The organism is Micromonospora lacuserhaii (genome assembly GCF_036902735.1).
Classification (GTDB): Bacteria; Actinomycetota; Actinomycetes; order Mycobacteriales; family Micromonosporaceae; genus Micromonospora.
This window is the reverse complement of record NZ_JBAKHO010000010.1, coordinates 139966-157263: the sequence shown is the minus strand read 5'-3', so window position 1 is coordinate 157263 and position 17298 is coordinate 139966. Positions and strand designations below refer to the sequence as shown.

At 70.8% G+C, this 17298-nt stretch carries 16 protein-coding genes; 10 read left to right on the top strand and 6 right to left on the bottom strand.

Annotation, left to right across the window (positions count from 1 at the left end):
* A partial coding sequence (locus V6U81_RS10175; protein WP_477463169.1) for a nucleoside/nucleotide kinase family protein occupies positions 1-270 on the bottom strand: 270 nt, incomplete at its 3' end.
* 515 nt (positions 271-785) lie between these two features.
* Between V6U81_RS10175 and V6U81_RS10170 the strand changes: the two genes are divergently transcribed.
* Complete coding sequence (locus V6U81_RS10170; RefSeq protein WP_334487144.1) at positions 786-1793, top strand: lysylphosphatidylglycerol synthase transmembrane domain-containing protein; 1008 nt, start codon at positions 786-788, stop codon at positions 1791-1793.
* 339 nt (positions 1794-2132) lie between these two features.
* On the opposite strand, the gene V6U81_RS10165 is transcribed toward V6U81_RS10170, so the two are convergent.
* The 3 genes from V6U81_RS10165 to V6U81_RS10155 all read right to left on the bottom strand — a co-directional run bounded on the left by V6U81_RS10165 (position 2133) and on the right by V6U81_RS10155 (position 3738).
* On the bottom strand, positions 2133-2387 hold the full coding sequence (locus tag V6U81_RS10165) for a Smr/MutS family protein (RefSeq protein WP_334487141.1): 255 nt from the start codon (positions 2385-2387) through the stop codon (positions 2133-2135).
* Positions 2388-2497: 110 nt separating this feature from the next.
* Positions 2498-2866 carry a tetratricopeptide repeat protein gene (locus V6U81_RS10160; protein WP_334487138.1) on the bottom strand — a complete coding sequence of 123 codons (369 nt, stop codon included), beginning with the start codon at positions 2864-2866 and terminating at the stop codon, positions 2498-2500.
* Positions 2867-2967: 101 nt separating this feature from the next.
* The gene (locus V6U81_RS10155) at positions 2968-3738 is read right to left on the bottom strand and encodes an ROK family protein (protein ID WP_334487136.1); all 771 of its coding nucleotides are present in this window, start codon (positions 3736-3738) and stop codon (positions 2968-2970) included.
* A 128-nt stretch (positions 3739-3866) separates the two neighbouring features.
* Here V6U81_RS10155 and V6U81_RS10150 point away from each other — a divergent pair, with 128 nt between their 5' ends.
* The 3 genes from V6U81_RS10150 to V6U81_RS10140 all read left to right on the top strand — a co-directional run bounded on the left by V6U81_RS10150 (position 3867) and on the right by V6U81_RS10140 (position 6688).
* Positions 3867-5504: an ABC-F family ATP-binding cassette domain-containing protein gene (locus V6U81_RS10150; RefSeq protein WP_334487134.1), complete on the top strand. Its 1638-nt coding sequence runs from the start codon at positions 3867-3869 to the stop codon at positions 5502-5504.
* Between the two features lie 38 nt (positions 5505-5542).
* Positions 5543-5863 (top strand): hypothetical protein, encoded by a 321-nt coding sequence (locus tag V6U81_RS10145; protein ID WP_334487132.1) that lies wholly within the window; start codon positions 5543-5545, stop codon positions 5861-5863.
* A 99-nt stretch (positions 5864-5962) separates the two neighbouring features.
* On the top strand, positions 5963-6688 hold the full coding sequence (locus V6U81_RS10140) for a methyltransferase domain-containing protein (RefSeq protein WP_334487130.1): 726 nt from the start codon (positions 5963-5965) through the stop codon (positions 6686-6688).
* Positions 6689-6769: 81 nt separating this feature from the next.
* Here V6U81_RS10140 and V6U81_RS10135 read toward each other — a convergent pair whose 3' ends face one another.
* Positions 6770-7792 carry a LacI family DNA-binding transcriptional regulator gene (locus V6U81_RS10135; protein WP_334487128.1) on the bottom strand — a complete coding sequence of 341 codons (1023 nt, stop codon included), beginning with the start codon at positions 7790-7792 and terminating at the stop codon, positions 6770-6772.
* Positions 7793-7937: 145 nt separating this feature from the next.
* Between V6U81_RS10135 and arfA the strand changes: the two genes are divergently transcribed.
* From arfA to V6U81_RS10110, 5 genes are all read left to right on the top strand, one after another.
* Positions 7938-9449: an arabinosylfuranosidase ArfA gene (gene arfA, locus V6U81_RS10130; RefSeq protein ID WP_334487125.1), complete on the top strand. Its 1512-nt coding sequence runs from the start codon at positions 7938-7940 to the stop codon at positions 9447-9449.
* 41 nt (positions 9450-9490) lie between these two features.
* Positions 9491-10822, top strand: a complete 1332-nt coding sequence (locus tag V6U81_RS10125) for an ABC transporter substrate-binding protein (RefSeq protein WP_334487122.1) — start codon at positions 9491-9493, stop codon at positions 10820-10822.
* A 6-nt stretch (positions 10823-10828) separates the two neighbouring features.
* Positions 10829-11791: a carbohydrate ABC transporter permease gene (locus tag V6U81_RS10120; RefSeq protein WP_334487119.1), complete on the top strand. Its 963-nt coding sequence runs from the start codon at positions 10829-10831 to the stop codon at positions 11789-11791.
* A gap of 10 nt (positions 11792-11801) precedes the next feature.
* Positions 11802-12626: a carbohydrate ABC transporter permease gene (locus V6U81_RS10115; protein WP_334487117.1), complete on the top strand. Its 825-nt coding sequence runs from the start codon at positions 11802-11804 to the stop codon at positions 12624-12626.
* A 116-nt stretch (positions 12627-12742) separates the two neighbouring features.
* A complete protein-coding gene (locus V6U81_RS10110; RefSeq protein WP_334487114.1) occupies positions 12743-13645 on the top strand; it encodes a glycoside hydrolase family 43 protein in 903 nt (300 codons plus the stop codon).
* Between the two features lie 81 nt (positions 13646-13726).
* On the opposite strand, the gene V6U81_RS10105 is transcribed toward V6U81_RS10110, so the two are convergent.
* On the bottom strand, positions 13727-15226 hold the full coding sequence (locus V6U81_RS10105; protein ID WP_334487111.1) for an amino acid permease: 1500 nt from the start codon (positions 15224-15226) through the stop codon (positions 13727-13729).
* A 312-nt stretch (positions 15227-15538) separates the two neighbouring features.
* Between V6U81_RS10105 and V6U81_RS10100 the strand changes: the two genes are divergently transcribed.
* Positions 15539-17191 (top strand): glycoside hydrolase family 10-like protein, encoded by a 1653-nt coding sequence (locus V6U81_RS10100; protein ID WP_334487108.1) that lies wholly within the window; start codon positions 15539-15541, stop codon positions 17189-17191.
* The last annotated feature ends 107 nt before the right edge of the window (positions 17192-17298 follow it).

Below are 17298 nucleotides of genomic sequence, written 5' to 3'. Positions count from 1 at the left end.
GTCGTAGTCGTGGGTGTCGAAGTAGCAGCCTTCGGCCGAGTACTCGCCGCGCGGATAGCGCTGCGCCCGTGGGAAGAGAAAATCGTCGATTGTCGCGCGGATGACGTCGCGGCCCTGTATGCGCAAGGCGACGGCCAGTTCGTCGGCGAGCGTCGTCTTGCCTGCGGCTGGCGGTCCGTCGATGGCAACCCGCGTCGGATGTGCGACTGTGACCGACCCGACTGCCTCACCCAGGCGGCCGAGCAACTCGTCGCGGGTGCCTTGGTCCATGTCCTACCCGTCCGAGTCTCGCGAAGGTCGCCATGTCGAGCCGACCTTATGCGCGCCAGGCTCTTCGCACGCGCCACTGTCCGATTGAGCGAGATTGCCGCGTGTGGAAGTGGCTGCGGTCGCGGCGCACTGTCATGCCGGCGCTGGTCGTAGAACCGGTGGGTGCCAGCCGAGTAGCCACGCAAGTAGCCAAGGTGGCGGACTCGGCCGGATCGCGCCGGACGTCAGTGGACCACTGGACCAGCGCGCCGTAGGGCTGGCGAAGGTGCGCCGGCTCCTGCAGTCCAGTGGATCGGTAAAATTGCCGTCACATCGGCGATACTGGCGAAGGGCCGTGTAACGGGGGTGAGGAGTCAGGCGTTGGTGAGTAGGCCGCCGTCGTGGTCGGGTAGATGATGGCGGGCCCTTCGAAGGCAGGCGCCGGCGGAACGACACCGGGCGGAGGCGTCCACGCGCGGCGCCGAAGGCACCTCAGTCGAAGAGTGGTCGTATCCGCCGTGACGGTCGCCGTTCTCGTGATCGTGTTCGTCGGTGCTTTTCCTCGATTCGCCGACTACTCGCAGTCCTGCGCATCGATCCAGCGGATGCCGATCGCCTACCTCGTCGCCCTCGTCGGCGCGGCAGTGGTCAACCTCGCCGCGGGCGCGTGGCAATTGCAGACCGTGCTGCCTGGGCTGCGATATGGACCAGCCTTCGTGGTGGACCAGACCTCGTTCGCCTTGAGCAATGTCGTGCCGGCCGGCGGCGCCATCAGTCTCGGTGTCGAGTACGACATGCTCGAGTCCTACCGGTGCGATAGGGGGGCGGCGGCGAGCGCGGCCGCGATGTCAAGCGGCTTCAGCATTCTCGCCACGCTCGTCATGCCTGTCGTGGGTGTCCTGACGCTGCTGGTCAGCGGAGAGGCGAGACGGCACTACGTGCTGATCGCGGTCGTCGGGGTTCTAGGCGTCGGCATCGCCATTTCCGCGTTTGTGGTGATTCTGCATAATGAGGACGGGGCCCGCAGGGTCGGGCACCTGGCGGAGCGGCTCCTCAACGCGACGGCACGGCCCTTGCGTCACCGCCGGACGGCCAACCTCACCGGCAAGGTGGTTGACTTCCGCTCGGGCGTAGTCGAGGTTATGAAGACGCGATGGGCGCGGGTGGTCGCGGCGACCCTGTTGCCGCAGCTCACCTCGTGGTCGATCTTGTTCCTCACATTAACGGGCCTAGAGAACGGCGCCCACGACAACTTCGGGGTGAGCTGGCAGGAGTCATTGGCGGCCTTCTCGTTCGCGGTGATCGTGACGTTCATTCCGGTCACCGTCGGCGGTCTAGGCACCGTGGACGCGACCCTGACCGGTTTGCTTACCGCGTTCGGTGCCACCGGGGGCCAGGCTCTCGCCGTGACCCTCGTGTGGCGGGCCGGGACCTTCGTTCCCCAGGTGCTCACCGGCGCGCTGATGTTTCTGTGGTGGCGGGTCACGGCCGGCCGCAGGCGACGGATAGCCGCCGAGAGGAAGGGCGACAAACCGCCCGGATGAGGTCGACGACACCATCGCGGCGGCCGTCCAGGCCTCGAACGGCGCAGGTATTTTGAGATGACCAGGGCGCTCCCAGACGGGTTCAGGAGTTCAAGTCCGGCCCTTGCCGACACGCCGCCGCGCCCGACCCGCGACTTGCAGCGCGCCCCCCGGTCGGTCCGGTGGCGCTGCTCGACATCGACGGCCGCGGCACTGGCTAGTTCGCCATGATCACGTGGCACAAATCCGGCACAACCGAGTGCGAGCGGCGGCGGAAGATGCCGGAAGCCGACGGAAGACGTTTCCCCAGGTCAGGAGGCACGTCGGGAGTTGGCGTGGAAGGTCGGGAAGCCGAGGCTTCTACTTCCAGCGAAAGTGCACGAAGAGCCGGCCGAAGTTCTTCGAGTCCTTCTCCACCCGGTGGTAGAGCTGCTTGACGTCCTTCTGGTCCAGGAAGCGCAGCACCCGCTTCTTGAGCTGGCCGGAGCCCTTGCCGGGGATGATCTCCACCATGGTGGCCTTCTTCGCCACCGCCTCGTCCATGATCCCGCGTAGCGCCCGGTCGATGTCCTGGCCCTTGTTGAAGATTTCGTGCAGGTCCAGCTTCAGCTTCATGCCGCGCCCACCGCCAGCTCACGTCCCATGCCGGCAATGGTAGGCGGGCCGCCGGTGGACCGGCGGACACGCGTCGGGGCGGCCCCGAAGGGCCGCCCCGAGGACCAGCGTCAGCGGCCGGTGCCGACCCGGCTCTCCACCCGGCGCAGCGCGGTCGTGTAGTCGGTGTTGGTCGAGTACATGGCCGCGGCGATGCGGAGGTGCCGCAGCGCGTCGGCGTGCCGGTTCATCCGCTCCAGCGTCCGACCCAGCACGTGGTGCGCGTAGTGGTCGCTCGGGTCCCGGTCGACCAGCTCGCGCAGCTGCTCCTCGGCCCGGTTGAGCTGGGCGGACTGGAAGTACGCCCGGGCCAGCAGCTGGCGTACCGAGGAGTTCCCCGGCTCGGCCTCGACGATGGGTTCGAGCAACCGGGCCGCTCCGGCCGGGTCACCCGTTTCGAAGAACATGGTCGCCCGCCGGTACTCCGCCAGAAGATCCATCCCGACCCACCTCCTCGTCTCGCGCCGCCACTGTTCCGACGCTGGCACAACATCGGCCGTACCGCGAGTGTTCCCCTGGACGCGGTTGCGCCCGAATGGGCTCAACCGGTCGCGTCGTACGGTTGGGCGACCAGGTCCCAGGCCCGGACACCGCCCACGATTCCGGCCGTGTTCGGGACGACCACGACGTCGTCGCCCATCCGGGCCACCTGCTCGGGGCGGATCAGCCGGGAGTTGCCGCCGCCCAGGTAGAGCCGGTCCCAGCGGAACACCGGGCGCAGCCCGTCCACCACCTGCCGGATCCGGCGGGACCAGAAGGCGTCGCCGAGCCGGCGCCGCTCCGGTTCCCCCACGTACGTGTCGTAGGTGGTGCCCCAGCGCACCGGCGCGTGCGACAACTCCAAATGCGGGGCGAGCTGCCCGCCGTCGAAGAGCGCGCTGCCCAGCCCGGTCCCCAGGGTCAGCACCAGCTCGCAGCCGGTGCCGGCGACCACCCCGGCGCCGTGCACCTCGGCGTCGTTGAGCACCAGCGCCGGCACCCCGAACGCGTCGGAGAGGGCCGTGCGGGCGTCGTACCCGGACCACTCGGCGAGCAGGTCCGGGTCGACCCGGCTGCGCGGCCCGGAGCGGGTCACGTAGTGCGGGGTGGCGACCACCACGCCGTGCCGGATCATGCCGGGCATCCCCACCGTCACCCGGTCCGCCGTGGGCAGCCGGCCACCCAGCTCCAGCAGCGTCTTCACGAAGAGCGCGGGCGGCAGGGGGTACGGCGTGGGCACCCGCAGCGGCCGGGCCCGCATCGTCCCGGCGGCATCGAGAACCGACGCCTTGATGCCCCCGCCCCCACAGTCGATCGCCAGAGTCGTCACCACGCCCGTGAGTCTCCCTCGTGTCCGTCCCGCTCCTGTCCCCTCCCCGCCGATCTCGGGGAGGCGGCGGGTCGGATGATCTCCTGCCGCAGCGATTTCCCCCGGATCGCGCGGGATAGGCTCGGCTCCTCATGAGCGCCACGTTGATCGTCAAGGACCTCGCCGCCGGGCACGGTGACCGGCTGCTCTTCTCCGACCTCGAACTCGTCGTCGCGCCGGGCGACGTGGTGGGGCTGGTCGGGGTGAACGGGGCCGGCAAGTCGACGCTGCTGCGTACCCTCGCGGGGCTTCAGCCGGTGGAGCTGGGCAGCGTCTCGCTGAACCCGCCCACCGCCACGGTCGGCTACCTCCCGCAGGAGCCGGAGCGCCGGGCGGGCGAGACGGTCCGGGATTTCCTGGCCCGGCGTACCGGGGTGACCGCCGCCCAGGCGGCGCTGGACGCCGCCGGCGAGGCGCTCGGCGCGGGCGCGGCCGGCGCCGACGACGCGTACGCCGAGGCGTTGGAGCGCTGGCTCGGTCTCGGCGGCGCCGACCTGGAGGAGCGCGCCGAGCAGGTCGCCGCGGAGCTGGGGCTGACGGTCGACCTGGACCACCCGATGACCGGCCTCTCCGGCGGCCAGGCCGCCCGCGCCGGGCTGGCCTCGCTGCTGCTCAGCCGGTACGACGTCTTCCTGCTCGACGAGCCCACCAACGACCTGGACCTGGCCGGTCTGGAACGGCTGGAGCGGTTCGTCACCGGGCTGCGCGCCGGCACCGTGCTGGTCAGCCACGACCGGGAGTTCCTCACCCGCACGGTGACCCGGGTGCTGGAGCTGGACCTGGTCCAGCAGCAGGTCCGCCACTACGGCGGCGGTTACGCCGCCTACCTGGAGGAGCGGGAGGTGGCCCGCCGGCACGCCCGCGCCGACTTCGAGGAGTACGCGGACACCCGGGCGGGGTTGGAGGCGCGGGCCCGTACCCAGCGCGCCTGGATGGAGAAGGGCGTGAAGAACGCCCGCCGCAAGTCCACCGACAACGACAAGATCGGCCGCAAGTTCCGCGCCGAGTCGACCGAGAAGCAGGCGGCGAAGGCCAAGCAGACCGAGCGGCTGATCGAGCGGCTGGACGTGGTCGAGGAGCCGCGCAAGGAGTGGGAGCTGCGGATGGAGATCGCCGCCGCGCCCCGGGCCGGCGCGATCGTGGCCTCGCTGCGCGGCGCGGTGGTCCGCCGGGGCGGCTTCACCCTCGGCCCGGTGGACCTCCAGATCGACTGGGCCGACCGGGTGGCGATCACCGGGGCGAACGGCTCCGGCAAGACCACCCTGCTCGGCGCGCTGCTCGGCCGGCTGCCGCTCGACGAGGGCCACGCCGCGCTCGGCCCGGGCGTGGTGGTCGGCGAGGTCGACCAGGCCCGCGGGCTCTTCCTCGGCGACCAGCCCCTGCTGGACGCCTTCGGCGCCGCCGTACCCGAGCTGGCGCCGGCGGACGCGCGGACGCTGCTGGCCAAGTTCGGCCTGCGCGCGGCGCACGTGCTGCGGCCGGCGGCGACGCTGTCGCCCGGCGAGCGGACCCGGGCGGCGCTGGCCCTGTTGCAGGGTCGCGGGGTCAACCTGCTGGTGCTGGACGAGCCGACCAACCACCTGGACCTGCCGGCCATCGAGCAGCTCGAGTCGGCGCTGGAGAACTATCCCGGCACCCTGCTGTTGGTCACCCACGACCGGCGGATGCTGGACGCGGTGACCGTCAACCGGCGGCTGCGGGTCGACGGCGGACGGATCGCCGAGGATTGATCCGTGCCGGCGGGCGCGCGCCGGGTGAGAATGAGCCCATGCTCAAGTGGGAGTACGCGCTGCTGGTCCGGCGCCGCCAGGCGGCCACCACCGACATCGGGTGGGAGGTCGTCTTCATCTGGTACGGCCCGGACGGCTCGATGGTCGACGTCACGCCGTACGGCGACACCGCGCTGGCCCACCTGAACCGGGCCGGTGACCAGGGCTGGGAGCTCGTCGCGATGAGCGAGGACCCGTCCCTGCCCGGCCACAGCGAGCTGCACCGGTACCACCTGAAGCGGCCCAGGGCGCTGGCCCCGCAACCGCGTCAGCGGATGCGCGGCGCGGGCCGGCCGAGCCGCCGCACCATCTCCGGCTGACCCACCCGCTCCCCATCGCGACGGTCCGGGGGGTTCGCGTTCGCCCAGCATCGGTGCATACCGGGCGAAGATCCGGGTAACGGCCGGCGGGAGGTGGCGATGGTCGCGCTGGCGCAGACACCGCCCTCGGCCGACCGGCTGCGGGCGATCGACGGGTTCCTCACCGAGGCCTGGGCGGAACAGGCCGGGCACGACGAGCGGCTGCGCGGGCTCGCCGTCGAGGTGCGGTTCGACCGGGGGGTCGCCCACCTGACCGGCGAGGTCGCCGAGCCGGCCGAGCTGAGCCTGGTCCGCGACCTGGTCGGCCGGCTCGCCGGGGTGTACGGCGTCTGGGACCGGGTGCGGGTCGCCGGCCGGGACCCGGTGGTGGTCGACCTGGGCTGCGGCCCGCAGAAGCAGTACCCGACCAACCTCGGGCTGGACATCTACCCGGCGACCGGGGTGGACGCGGTCGCCGACCTCTCCGGCTCGCTGCCGCTGGCCGACGACTCGGTCGACGCCCTCTTCGCGGTGCACATCCTGGAGCACCTGATCGACTTCCTGCCGCTGGTGGACGAGTGCCACCGGGTGCTCCGGCCGGGCGGCGTCCTGCACGTGATGAGCCCCTGGTGGGGGCACGTGAACGCGGTCGCCGACCCGACCCACGTACGGCTGCTGGACGTGCAGACCTTCAAGGGCATCTGCGGTCAACGCCCGCCGGACAAGCCCCGCTGGTACCCGCTGCACGCCGGCTGTGACGGCGCCTCCATCTTCGCCGACCTCACCCCCCTGCCCCCGGACGCCGACCCACCCACCAGGAACCACCTGGCCCGCTTCTTCGACTGACCCACCCCACCCCACCCCACCAAGCATTGATCATGAATGGATAACCACGACACGTCGACGCGGCTGGCGACAACTTGATGATCAACGCGGTGGGCGGGGCCCGGGGGCGGTGCTTTCGCGGGGGGTCAGGCGGTAGGGGGCCTGGAGTTCTCGGGGTGGGGCGTCGCGGTCGCCGGCCAGGCGGCCGGCGAGGAGTTCGACCGCCAGCTTGGCGATCCGCTCCTTGTCGGGGGCGATGGTGGTCAGGGTGGGCACGCTGAACCGGCCGTCCTCGATGTCGTCGAAGCCGGCGACCGCGACGTCGTCGGGCACCCGCAGGCCGGCCTCGTGCAGGGCGCGCAGCGCGCCGAGCGCCAGGGTGTCGTTGAAGCAGAAGACGGCGTCGGGGCGTACCCCCGAGGTGAGCAGGTGTCGGACGGCGGCCGCGCCGTCCGCGCGGTGCCAGGCGGACGCGGACGCCACGAGGGCCTCGTCGTACCCGATGCCGGCCTCGGCGAGGGCCGCGGTGTAGCCGGCCAGGCGCAGCCGGGCGCTGGCGCCCTCGGGGGTGCGCTGCGAGCCGATGGCGGCGATCCGGCGCCGGCCCAGGCCGATCAGGTGGGCGGTGATCTCCCGGGCGGCGGCCACGTTGTCGATCGCCACGTGGTCCGCCGGGCCGTGGTCGACCCGCTCGCCGAGCAGCACCATCGGCATGCCGTCGAGGTTGGCCAGGTCGTCGGCGGTGAGCGCCAGCGGACTGAAGATCAGGCCGTCGATCATGTGGTCGCCGATGCCGGCCGCGGCCACCCGCTCCTGTTCCGGCCCGCCGCCGGTCTGGTCGATCAGCACCGTCCAGCCGTGCACGGCGGCGGCGCTGACCACGTGCCGGGCCAGTTCGGCGAAGTACGGGATGTCCAGCTCCGGCACGGCCAGCGCGATCACCCCGGTGCGGCCCTTGCGCAGGTTCCGGGCGGAGAGGTTGGGCCGGTAGTTGAGTTCGGCGATCGCCTCCTCGACCCGGGCCCGGGTGTCCGGCCGGACGTGCACGTAGCCGTTGACCACGTTCGACACCGTCTTGACCGACACTCCGGCCCGTTCGGCTACGTCCTTGAGCCTGTGTCGCACGCGCTCGTCCCTCCCTCCTGCGGGTTTCCGCCCCGGACTCTATCGTGTAACGAGTGCTTTACAACGTTGCTTACAACGTTGTACAAACACGGGGTACGGCGTGACGGCAGTCACCCGGTGCAGGAAGACGAAAGGCGGCACCCCCGTGGTCAGAGCTCAGCTGACGATCGATCCGGCCTTCGCGATCGGCCCCGCCGACCGACGCATCTTCGGCTCCTTCGTCGAGCACATGGGGCGCTGCGTCTACGGCGGCGTCTTCGAGCCCGGCCACCGCACCGCCGACTCCCGCGGCCTCCGCGGCGACGTGCTCGACCTGACCCGGGAGCTGGGCGTCTCGGTGGTCCGCTACCCGGGCGGCAACTTCGTCTCCGGTTACCGCTGGGAGGACGGCGTCGGCCCGGCCGGCGACCGCCCCCGCCGCCTCGACCTGGCGTGGAAGACGATCGAGACCAACGCCTTCGGCCTGGACGAGTTCATGACCTGGGCCGCCGAGGCCGGCGTCGAGCCGATGATGGCGGTCAACCTCGGCACCCGGGGCGTCCAGGAGGCGTGCGACCTGCTCGAGTACTCAAACCACCCGGGCGGCACCCAGCTGTCGGACCTGCGCCGCAAGAACGGCGCCGAGGAGCCGTACGGGGTGCGGCTCTGGTGCCTCGGCAACGAGCTGGACGGCCCCTGGCAGGTCGGCCACAAGACCGCCGACGAGTACGGCCGGCTCGCCGCCGAGACCGCCCGGGCGATGAAGATGATCGACCCCTCGATCAGCCTGGTCGCCTGCGGCAGCTCCAACCGGCGGATGCCCACCTTCGCCTCCTGGGAGGCGACCGTGCTGGAGCACACCTACGAGCACGTCGACTACATCTCGGCGCACACCTACTACGACCCGTCCGACGGCGACCGGGCCAGCATCCTCGCCTCGGCCGTGGACATGGACAACTTCATCACCGACGTCGTCGCCACCGCCGACCACGTGGCCGCCAAGCAGCGGCACAAGCGGAAGCTCAAGATCTCGTTCGACGAGTGGAACGTCTGGTACGAGTCCCGGCTCAAGGCCGACCTGGACCGGCGGGGCTGGGTCGAGGCGCCGGCGCTGATCGAGGACGACTTCACCGCCGTCGACGCGGTGGTGGTCGGCGACCTGCTCATCACCCTGCTCCGGCACGCCGACCGGGTCGGCGTCGCCTGCCAGGCGCAGCTGGCCAACGTCATCGCCCCGATCCGGACCCGCACCGGCGGCCCGGCCTGGCGGCAGAGCATCTTCCACCCGTTCGCGCTGACCGCCCGGTACGCCCGCGGCACCGTGCTGCGCACCGAACCGGTCGCGCCGACCTACGAGACGAAGAAATACGGTGAGGTTCCCGTGCTGGACACGGTGGCCGTACTCGACGAGGAGTCCGGCGAGCTGACCGTCTTCGCGGTCAACCGGGGCTCAGACGACCTGGACCTGCAGCTCGACCTGCGCGGCCTGCCAGGACTATCCGGTCAATCACACCTGACCGTCGCCGCCGGGGACGACCCGGAGGCGATCAACACCGAGGCCGAGCCCGACCGGGTGACGCCCCGGGAACTGCCCACCCCCACCCCCGACGGCGATCGGTGCTCCGTGCGCCTGCCGGCGGTCTCCTGGAACGTGCTGCGCTTCGCACCCCGGCGCTGACCAGGAAATACTTGATTTCCGTCCCCCAAGGAGAAACCCGCATGATGCAGAACGAATTGAGCCGGCGGCGCCTGCTCGGGCTCGGCGTCGGCCTCGGCGCGGCCGCCTCGCTGACGCTCGCTGGCTGCGGCGGCGGCAGCGCCACCAAGTCCGGCACCGCCAGCGGCAACGGCGGCAAGGACTACACCGGCCCGAAGGTCTCGCTGAACCTGTGGAACGGTTTCACCGGCGGCGACGGCGACATCTTCAAGAAGCTCGTCGAGCAGTTCAACTCCGAGCACCAGAACATCGCCATCGCGGTCAACACGTACCGCTGGGAGGACTACTACAGCAAGCTCCCCGGCGCGGTCTCCAGCGGCTCGGGCCCGGACATCGCGGTCATGCACATGGACCAGCTGGCCACCTTCGCCGCCCGCGGTGTGATCACCGAGCTGGACGACGTGTCGAAGGCGCTGGAGCTCAGCGAGGGCGACTTCGCCCCGACCGTCTGGAAGGGCGGCCTCTACAACAACAAGCGGTACGGCATCCCGCTGGACATGCACCCGCTCGGCTTCTACTACAACAAGGCCGTCATGCAGAAGGCCGGCCTGGACCCGAACAAGCCGCCGACCAACCGCGAGGAGTACACCGCGGCGCTGACCGAGCTGAAGAAGTCCGGCGTGCAGGGCTTCTGGATCAGCCCGTTCCAGTTCACCGGCGGCATGACCTTCTACTCCCTGCTGCACCAGTGGGGCGGCACCCTGTTCGACGCCGACGTGGCCAAGGCGACCTTCAACTCCGACCCGGCCGTCGAGGCGTGCACCTGGCTGGTCGACCTGATCAAGCAGGGCCACTCCCCCGCCAACGTCGGGCAGGACGCCGACTACCTGGCCCTGAAGAGCGGCAAGAACGCCTTCAACTGGAACGGCATCTGGCAGATCAACGACATCGCCAAGGACCCGAACGCGCAGATCGGCGTCGCGCCGCTGCCGCAGATCGGCAGCCAGCAGGCCGCCTGGGCGAACTCGCACAACTTCACCATCGTCAAGCAGCGCAGCGCGGACAACAACAAGATCTCCGGCGCCAAGGTCTTCATCAACTGGCTCAGCCAGCACTCCCTGGACTGGGCCAAGGGCGGCCAGGTGCCGGCCCGCAAGGCGGTCCGGGAGAGCGCCGAGTTCAAGGCTCTGAAGGACGTCTCCACCCTCGCCCCCGAGCTGGAGTACGCGGCCTTCCCGCCGGCCTCCCCCGGGCTCGGCGAGGTGATCACCACCTTCTACAACTCCTTCAATGAGGCGGCGCTGGGCAAGAAGTCGCCGAAGCAGGCCCTGGACGACGGCGTCGCCAAGGCCAACAAGCAGCTCGAGGACAACCGCAAGAAGTACGGGAGCTGATCCCTCGTGGCGGACGTGATCGAGGTCGGGGCGGCGCGCAGGGACGCGCCGCCCCCGGCGGGGTCAAAAACCCGCGGGGGCGCGACGAATCGGGGCAGTCGGGCGACCCCCTACCTCTTCCTCGCGCCGTACCTGGTCCTGTTCGGCGTCTTCGGCCTGCTCCCGATCGTCTTCGGGGTCTGGCTGAGCGTGCACCAGTGGGACCTGCAACTGCCCAACCGGCCCTTCGTCGGGCTGGACAACTACCAGGACCTCTTCGACAGCGAGTCGGCCATCTACGGGGACTGGTGGTCGAGTGTCCGGGCCACCTCGATCTTCACGGTCTTCTCGGTGCCGCTGCTGGTGGTCGTCCCGCTGGGGTTGGCGCTGCTGCTCAACCGGTCGTTCCCCGGGCGGACGTTCTTCCGGGCGGTGTACTTCGCCCCGTACGTCCTCGGGGTAGCGGTGATCGGCCTGCTCTGGCGCTTCCTGCTCGACGCCAACCTGGGCCTGGTCAACCGGCTGCTCGGCGCGGTCGGCCTGCCGTCGGACACCCCGTGGGTGACCGACGTGCCGTGGGCCTGGGTGTCGCTGGTCGGGGTGACCGTCTGGTGGACCTCCGGGTTCAACGCGGTGATCTACCTGGCCGGCCTGCAGGACATCTCGCCCGAGCTCTACGAGGCGGCGCGGATGGACGGCGCGAACGGCTGGCAGCGGTTCCGCAACGTCACCCTGCCCGGGCTGCGCCCGGTCCTGCTCTTCGTGCTGACCACCACGATCCTCGCCTCGGCGAACGTCTTCGGGCAGTCGTTCCTGATCACCCAGGGCGCGCCGGGCCAGCAGACCCGGACGGTGGTCTGGCGGATCGTGGACGAGGGGCTGCGGGACAACGACGCCGGTCGGGCCGCCGCGATGAGCATCGTCTTCGCGCTCGCGCTCGCGGTGATCAGCATGATCAACTTCCGGTTCTTCCGGTACCGGGAAGACTGAGGGGCCGACCATGACGACACTCCGCCGCTCCGCCCGCTACGCGGTCCTGGTGCTTCTCGCCCTGATCTTCCTGACCCCGCTGGTCTGGATGGCCATCACCTCGGTGAAGACCTACGGCGATGCGCAGCAGCTCCCGCCGAACTTCGTGCCGAACCCGTTCTCGACCTACGGCTACCAGCAGATCCTCGGCAACACGGCCAACCCGGTGCTGCGCTGGTTCCTCAACAGCATGCTGGCCGCCACCCTGCACGCGCTGCTGGTGCTGGTGACCGCCTCGGCGGCCGCGTACGCGCTGGCCCGACTCCGCTTCCGGGGCCGGAAGGTGGCCTTCGCGCTGATCGTGGGCACCCTGTTCATCCCGCCCACCTCGCTGATCATCCCGAACTTCGTGATCGCCGACCGGCTCGGCTGGCTGGACACCCTGACCGTGGTGGTCGTGCCCGGCGCGGCCAGCGCGTTCGGGGTGTTCTTCCTGCGGCAGTTCTTCCTCAGCATCCCCGCCGAACTGGAGGAGGCGGCGGTGCTGGACGGTGCCAACCACTGGGAGATCTTCACCAAGGTGCTGCTGCCGCTGTCGAAGCCCGCCCTGGCCACCCTGGCGGTGCTGTCGTTCCTGACCAACTGGAACGACTTCCTCTGGCCGATCTACGTGCTGTTCAGCCCGGAGCGGCTGACCCTGCCGGCGGGCCTGGGCCTGCTCCAGGGCGCGTACGTCAGCGACTACCCGGTGATCATGGCGGGCGCCGTGCTGGCCAGCGTGCCGGTGCTGATCCTGTTCGTGCTGGCCCAGCGGCACATCATCCAGGGCGTCTCGCGCAGCGGCCTGAAGGGATGAGGGCCGGGCACTCCCGGCGACGTGGTGCGGCGGCGGTCCTCGCCGCCGCACTGCTCGTCGCCGGCTGCGGTGACGACCGTAGCGACACCCCTTCGAGTACGGGAGAGGACGCCCGCATGTTCACCAACCCGGTGGTCCGCACCGACGCCCCGGACCCGTTCGTCGTCCGGGCCGGCGACGAGTGGCTGCTCTTCCACACCAACAGCGGCGGGCGCAACGTGCCGGTGCTGCGCTCGGCCGACCTGGTCGACTGGACCGAGGCCGGCGACGCACTGCCGGCGCTGCCCGACTGGGCGGACGCCGGGAAGACCTGGGCGCCGGAGATGCTCCCGCTCGGGCCGGACCGGTTCGTCCTCTACTACACGGTCGCCGGCCGGGAATCCGGCCGGCAGTGCGTGGGGCGGGCGGTGGCGACCACCCCGCGGGGGCCGTACCGGGACGACCACGACGGGCCGCTGATCTGCCAGGCGGAGCTGGGCGGGGCGATCGACGCCAGCCCGTACCGGGACGCCGACGGGAGCCTCTGGCTGCTCTGGAAGAACGACGGCAACGCGATCGGGGTGGACACCTGGCTCTGGTCGCAGCGCCTCGCCGACGACGGTCTGACCCTGGTGGGCGAGCCGACGAAGCTGCTGAAGCAGACCGAGCCCTGGGAGGGCACCCTCATCGAGGGGCCGTTCCTGCACCGGCGGGACGGGAAGCTCTACCTCTTCTTCGCCGCCAACGCGTACGACAGGGACACCTACGGCGAGGGCTACGCGGTCTGCGAGAGCCCGACCGGCCCCTGCGTGAAGGCCGCGGAGAACCCGATCCTGAAGACCAGCGAGGCGGCCTCCGGCCCCGGCCACGCCTCCATGGTCGAGAAGGACGGTCGTACGTGGCTGTTCTACCACGCCTGGCCCCCCGGCCAGGAGGGCAGCACCGACCCCGGCCGCCAGGTCTGGCTCGACGAGGTCACCTGGCAGAACGGCAAACCCGTCGTCAAGGGCCCCACCGCCACCCCCCAACCCCGCCCCTGACCCCCACCCCGGGCGCTTGCACGGAAAGAGTGGCTGTCCCGCGTCGGACAGCCACTCTTTCCCGTGCAAGCGGGGGGTGGGTCAGCTGTGCGGGGTCGGGGTGCGGGGGGTGGGGGTGGCCGGCTGGTGCTGGGCCAGGCGGTTGCGGCGGTAGCCGTAGCCGAAGTAGATGATCGCGCCGAGCAGCATCCAGATCAGGAACCGGATCCAGGTCTCCACCGACAGGTTGAGCATGAGGTAGAAGCAGGCCAGCGCGGAGACGATCGGCAGCACCGGGGAGAACGGCACCTTGAACGGCCGGTCCAGGTCGGGGCGCTTGCGGCGCAGGATCGGCACCGCGATCGAGACGATGACGAAGGCGCAGAGCGCGCCGATGCTGACCAGGTCGGCCAGGGCCGACAGCGGCAGGAAACCGGCGAGCAGCGCCACCGCGATCGTCATGACGATCGAGATCCGGTACGGCGTGCCCCAGCGCGGGTGCACCTTGGCGATCGACGGCGGGATCAGGCCGTCCCGGGAGATGGCGAAGCCGATCCGGCCCATGGCCACGAGGTCGACCAGGATGACGCTGGTCAGGCCCGCGACGGCGGCGATGGAGACCAGTACCCCGGCCCAGCCGGCGCCGACCGCGTTGAAGGCGGACGCGATCGGGGCGCCCCGGTCGATCTCGGTGTACGGGACCATGCCGACCACGACCAGCGAGACGCCGACGTACAGCACGGTGGAGATGAGCAGGGTGCCGAGCAGACCGAGGGTGAGGTCGCGCTTGGGGCGGCGGGTCTCCTCGCCGAGGTTTGCCACCGCCTCGAAGCCGGTGTACGCGAAGAAGACCACCGCGGCGGCGCTGAGCACCCCGGCGAAGCCGAAGACCGAGGGCTCCAGCCCGAAGATGGCCTGGGTGACCGGCTGCTTGATGCCGTCGTCACCGGCGCCCGCGGGCTGGGCCGGCGGGATGAACGGGGTGAGGTTGGCGGCCTTCACGAAGAACAGGCCGGCGATCACGACGAAGGCGCAGATGGCGACCTTGACCAGCACCAGCAGGTTGGTCACCCGGGCGGACTCGCGGATGCCCACGGTCGCCACGACGCCGAGCAGCAGCACGATGCCGATCGCGCCGAGGTTGACGATGCTGCCCTCCTCCCCGAACCAGGTGCTGGGCAGGCCGAAGAGTTCGGCGAGGTAGCCGGACCAGCCCCGGGCGACCACCGCCGCGCCGAGCGCGAACTCCAGCAGCAGGTCCCAGCCGATGATCCAGGCGACGATCTCGCCCATGGTCGCGTACGCGTAGGTGTAGGCGCTGCCGGCGGTCGGCACGCTGGACGCCAGCTCGGCGTAGCAGAGCGCGGCGAGCAGGGCGACCACGCCGGCGATGCCGAAGGAGATCACCACGCCCGGCCCGGCGCTGTCCCGCGCCTCGATGCCGGTCAGGGTGAAGATGCCGGTACCGATCACGATGCCGATGCCGAAGCCGGTGAGGTCCCGCGCGCCGAGGTGGCGCTTCAGCCCGAGCTGGCCGTCGCTGCCGTCGGCCTCGCCCTGGGCTATCACGTCCTTGATCGGTTTCGTACGCAGCACGGACACCGCGCCTCACCCCTCCCCACCTGACGACCACCCTGGTAGCGGCCGGCGATCGGCGATGCTACCCAGGACGGACCCTCGCCAATCGTCACGAGTCACACCAACCGGGCGTCGACCGGGCGTGTGGCGCCGGTCACCGTGCGTACTGTGACGCCCGTCGCCGCCCATCGAGCGGCGGCGGTATCCGGACATCCAGGTCAGACCCTTGCGCGGACCCCGTCCGGTGTGAAAATTTCCTACCAGCGGCAGATTGCCAGCGGCGAATGTTGCCGAGGCGGCCGCGATCCCCGGAGCACCGACGAAGGGACACACCGCATGAAGGCAACTCGGCTCGGCGCCGCCGGGCTGGCCGTGGCGATGCTCGGCGCGCTCGCCACCGCCACCCCCGCCAGCGCCGCCCCAGACCCGGCCGACTCCACCACCACCTGCGTCACCGACCCGGCCACCCCCAAGCGCCAGTTCCGGGCGATGTGGATCTCGTCGGTGGTCAACATCGACTGGCCCAGCAAGGCCTCGCAGACCGCGCCCGACCGGATCGCCGCGCAGCAGGCGGAGTACCGGGGCTGGCTCGACCTGGCGCAGAAGCTGAACCACAACGCCGTCGTGGTCCAGGTCCGCCCGACCGCCGACGCGTTCTGGCCGTCGCCGTACGAGCCGTGGTCGGAGTACCTGACCGGGGTGCGCGGCCAGGACCCGGGCTGGGACCCGCTGGCCTTCCTCGTCGCCGAGGCGCACCAGCGGAACCTGGAGTTCCACGCCTGGTTCAACCCGTACCGCGTCTCCATGCCGGCCCCCGGCGGCGCCGGTGCCGACCTCGCCAAGCTGGCGCCGGACCACCCGGCCCGGCAGCACCCGGACTGGGTCTTCGCCTACCCGCCGGCCGGGGTCGCCGGCAGCCGGCTCTACTACAACCCCGGCATCCCCGAGGTCCGCGCGTTCGTCCAGACCGCGATGCTGGACGCGGTCCAGCGGTACGACATCGACGGCGTGCACTTCGACGACTACTTCTACCCCTACCCGAGCGGCACCCACCAGGTGCCGGACGACGCCACGTTCGCCCAGCACAACCGGGGCTTCACGAACAAGGCGGACTGGCGGCGGGACAACATCAACCTGCTGGTCCGGGAGATGGGCGAGAAGATCAAGGCGGCCAAGCCGTGGGTGAAGTTCGGGGTCAGCCCGTTCGGCATCTGGCGTAACGCCTCGGCCGACCCGGCCGGCTCGGACACCACCGGCTCGCAGTCGTACGACATCATCTCCGCCGACACCCGCACCTGGATCAAGCAGGAGTGGATCGACTACGTGGTGCCGCAGCTCTACTGGTACATCGGCCAGTACCCGGCCGCCGACTACGCCCGGCTGGTGCCGTGGTGGGCCGAGCAGGTGCGCGGCACCCGGGTGCAGCTCTACATCGGGCAGGCCGACTACAAGAGCGGCGAGCCGGCGTACGGGCCGTACTGGCAGAACCCGCGCGAGCTGTCGGACCACCTGACGCTCAACCGGTCGTACCCGGAGGTGCTCGGCAACGTGCACTTCTCGGCGGTGCAGGTGAAGGCCAACCGGCTCGGCGCCACCGACATCTACACCGCCGAGCACTACTCGCGCCCGGCGCTGGTGCCGGCGATGCCGCACCTGCCGGCCCGGCCGCTGCTCGCCCCGGTGGTCACCGAGGCGGAGCGGACCGAGGACGGGGTACGGCTGAGCTGGCGGCAGCCGGCCGACGGGCGCGGCCCGTTCGGCGACGCCACCTCGTACGCGGTCTACCGCTTCGACTCCGACGGCCCGGTGGACGCCTGCGGCCTCGCCGACGCCGCACACCTGGTGGACACGGTCCGCGGCTCCGCCGAGGACGTGCAGTCCTGGGTGGACACCACCGCCGCACCGGGGGCGACCTACACCTACCTGGTGACCGCACTGGACCGACTGTCGAACGAGAGCCCGGCCAGCCCGGCCCGGGTGGTCCGCTGACGGAAAGGCGAGCGGCCCGGGCGGTGACCGCCCGGGCCATTCGTCTGTTTTGACGCATGTCATCAATAGTTCGGGTGGATCCCCACTCGCCGCCCGGGGATTGATCG

What these genes read in the sequence shown, in the direction of transcription:
- V6U81_RS10145 (WP_334487132.1), top strand. Translation starts at nt 5,543, where the DNA reads ATGCTCAAGTGGGAGTACGCGCTGCTGGTCCGGCGCCGCCAGGCGGCC.
- V6U81_RS10140 (WP_334487130.1), top strand. Translation starts at nt 5,963, where the DNA reads ATGGTCGCGCTGGCGCAGACACCGCCCTCGGCCGACCGGCTGCGGGCG.
- V6U81_RS10110 (WP_334487114.1), top strand. Translation starts at nt 12,743, where the DNA reads ATGTTCACCAACCCGGTGGTCCGCACCGACGCCCCGGACCCGTTCGTC.
- V6U81_RS10160 (WP_334487138.1), bottom strand. Translation starts at nt 2,866, where the DNA reads ATGGATCTTCTGGCGGAGTACCGGCGGGCGACCATGTTCTTCGAAACG.
- V6U81_RS10115 (WP_334487117.1), top strand. Translation starts at nt 11,802, where the DNA reads ATGACGACACTCCGCCGCTCCGCCCGCTACGCGGTCCTGGTGCTTCTC.
- V6U81_RS10165 (WP_334487141.1), bottom strand. Translation starts at nt 2,387, where the DNA reads ATGAAGCTGAAGCTGGACCTGCACGAAATCTTCAACAAGGGCCAGGAC.
- V6U81_RS10100 (WP_334487108.1), top strand. Translation starts at nt 15,539, where the DNA reads ATGAAGGCAACTCGGCTCGGCGCCGCCGGGCTGGCCGTGGCGATGCTC.
- V6U81_RS10125 (WP_334487122.1), top strand. Translation starts at nt 9,491, where the DNA reads ATGATGCAGAACGAATTGAGCCGGCGGCGCCTGCTCGGGCTCGGCGTC.
- V6U81_RS10150 (WP_334487134.1), top strand. Translation starts at nt 3,867, where the DNA reads ATGAGCGCCACGTTGATCGTCAAGGACCTCGCCGCCGGGCACGGTGAC.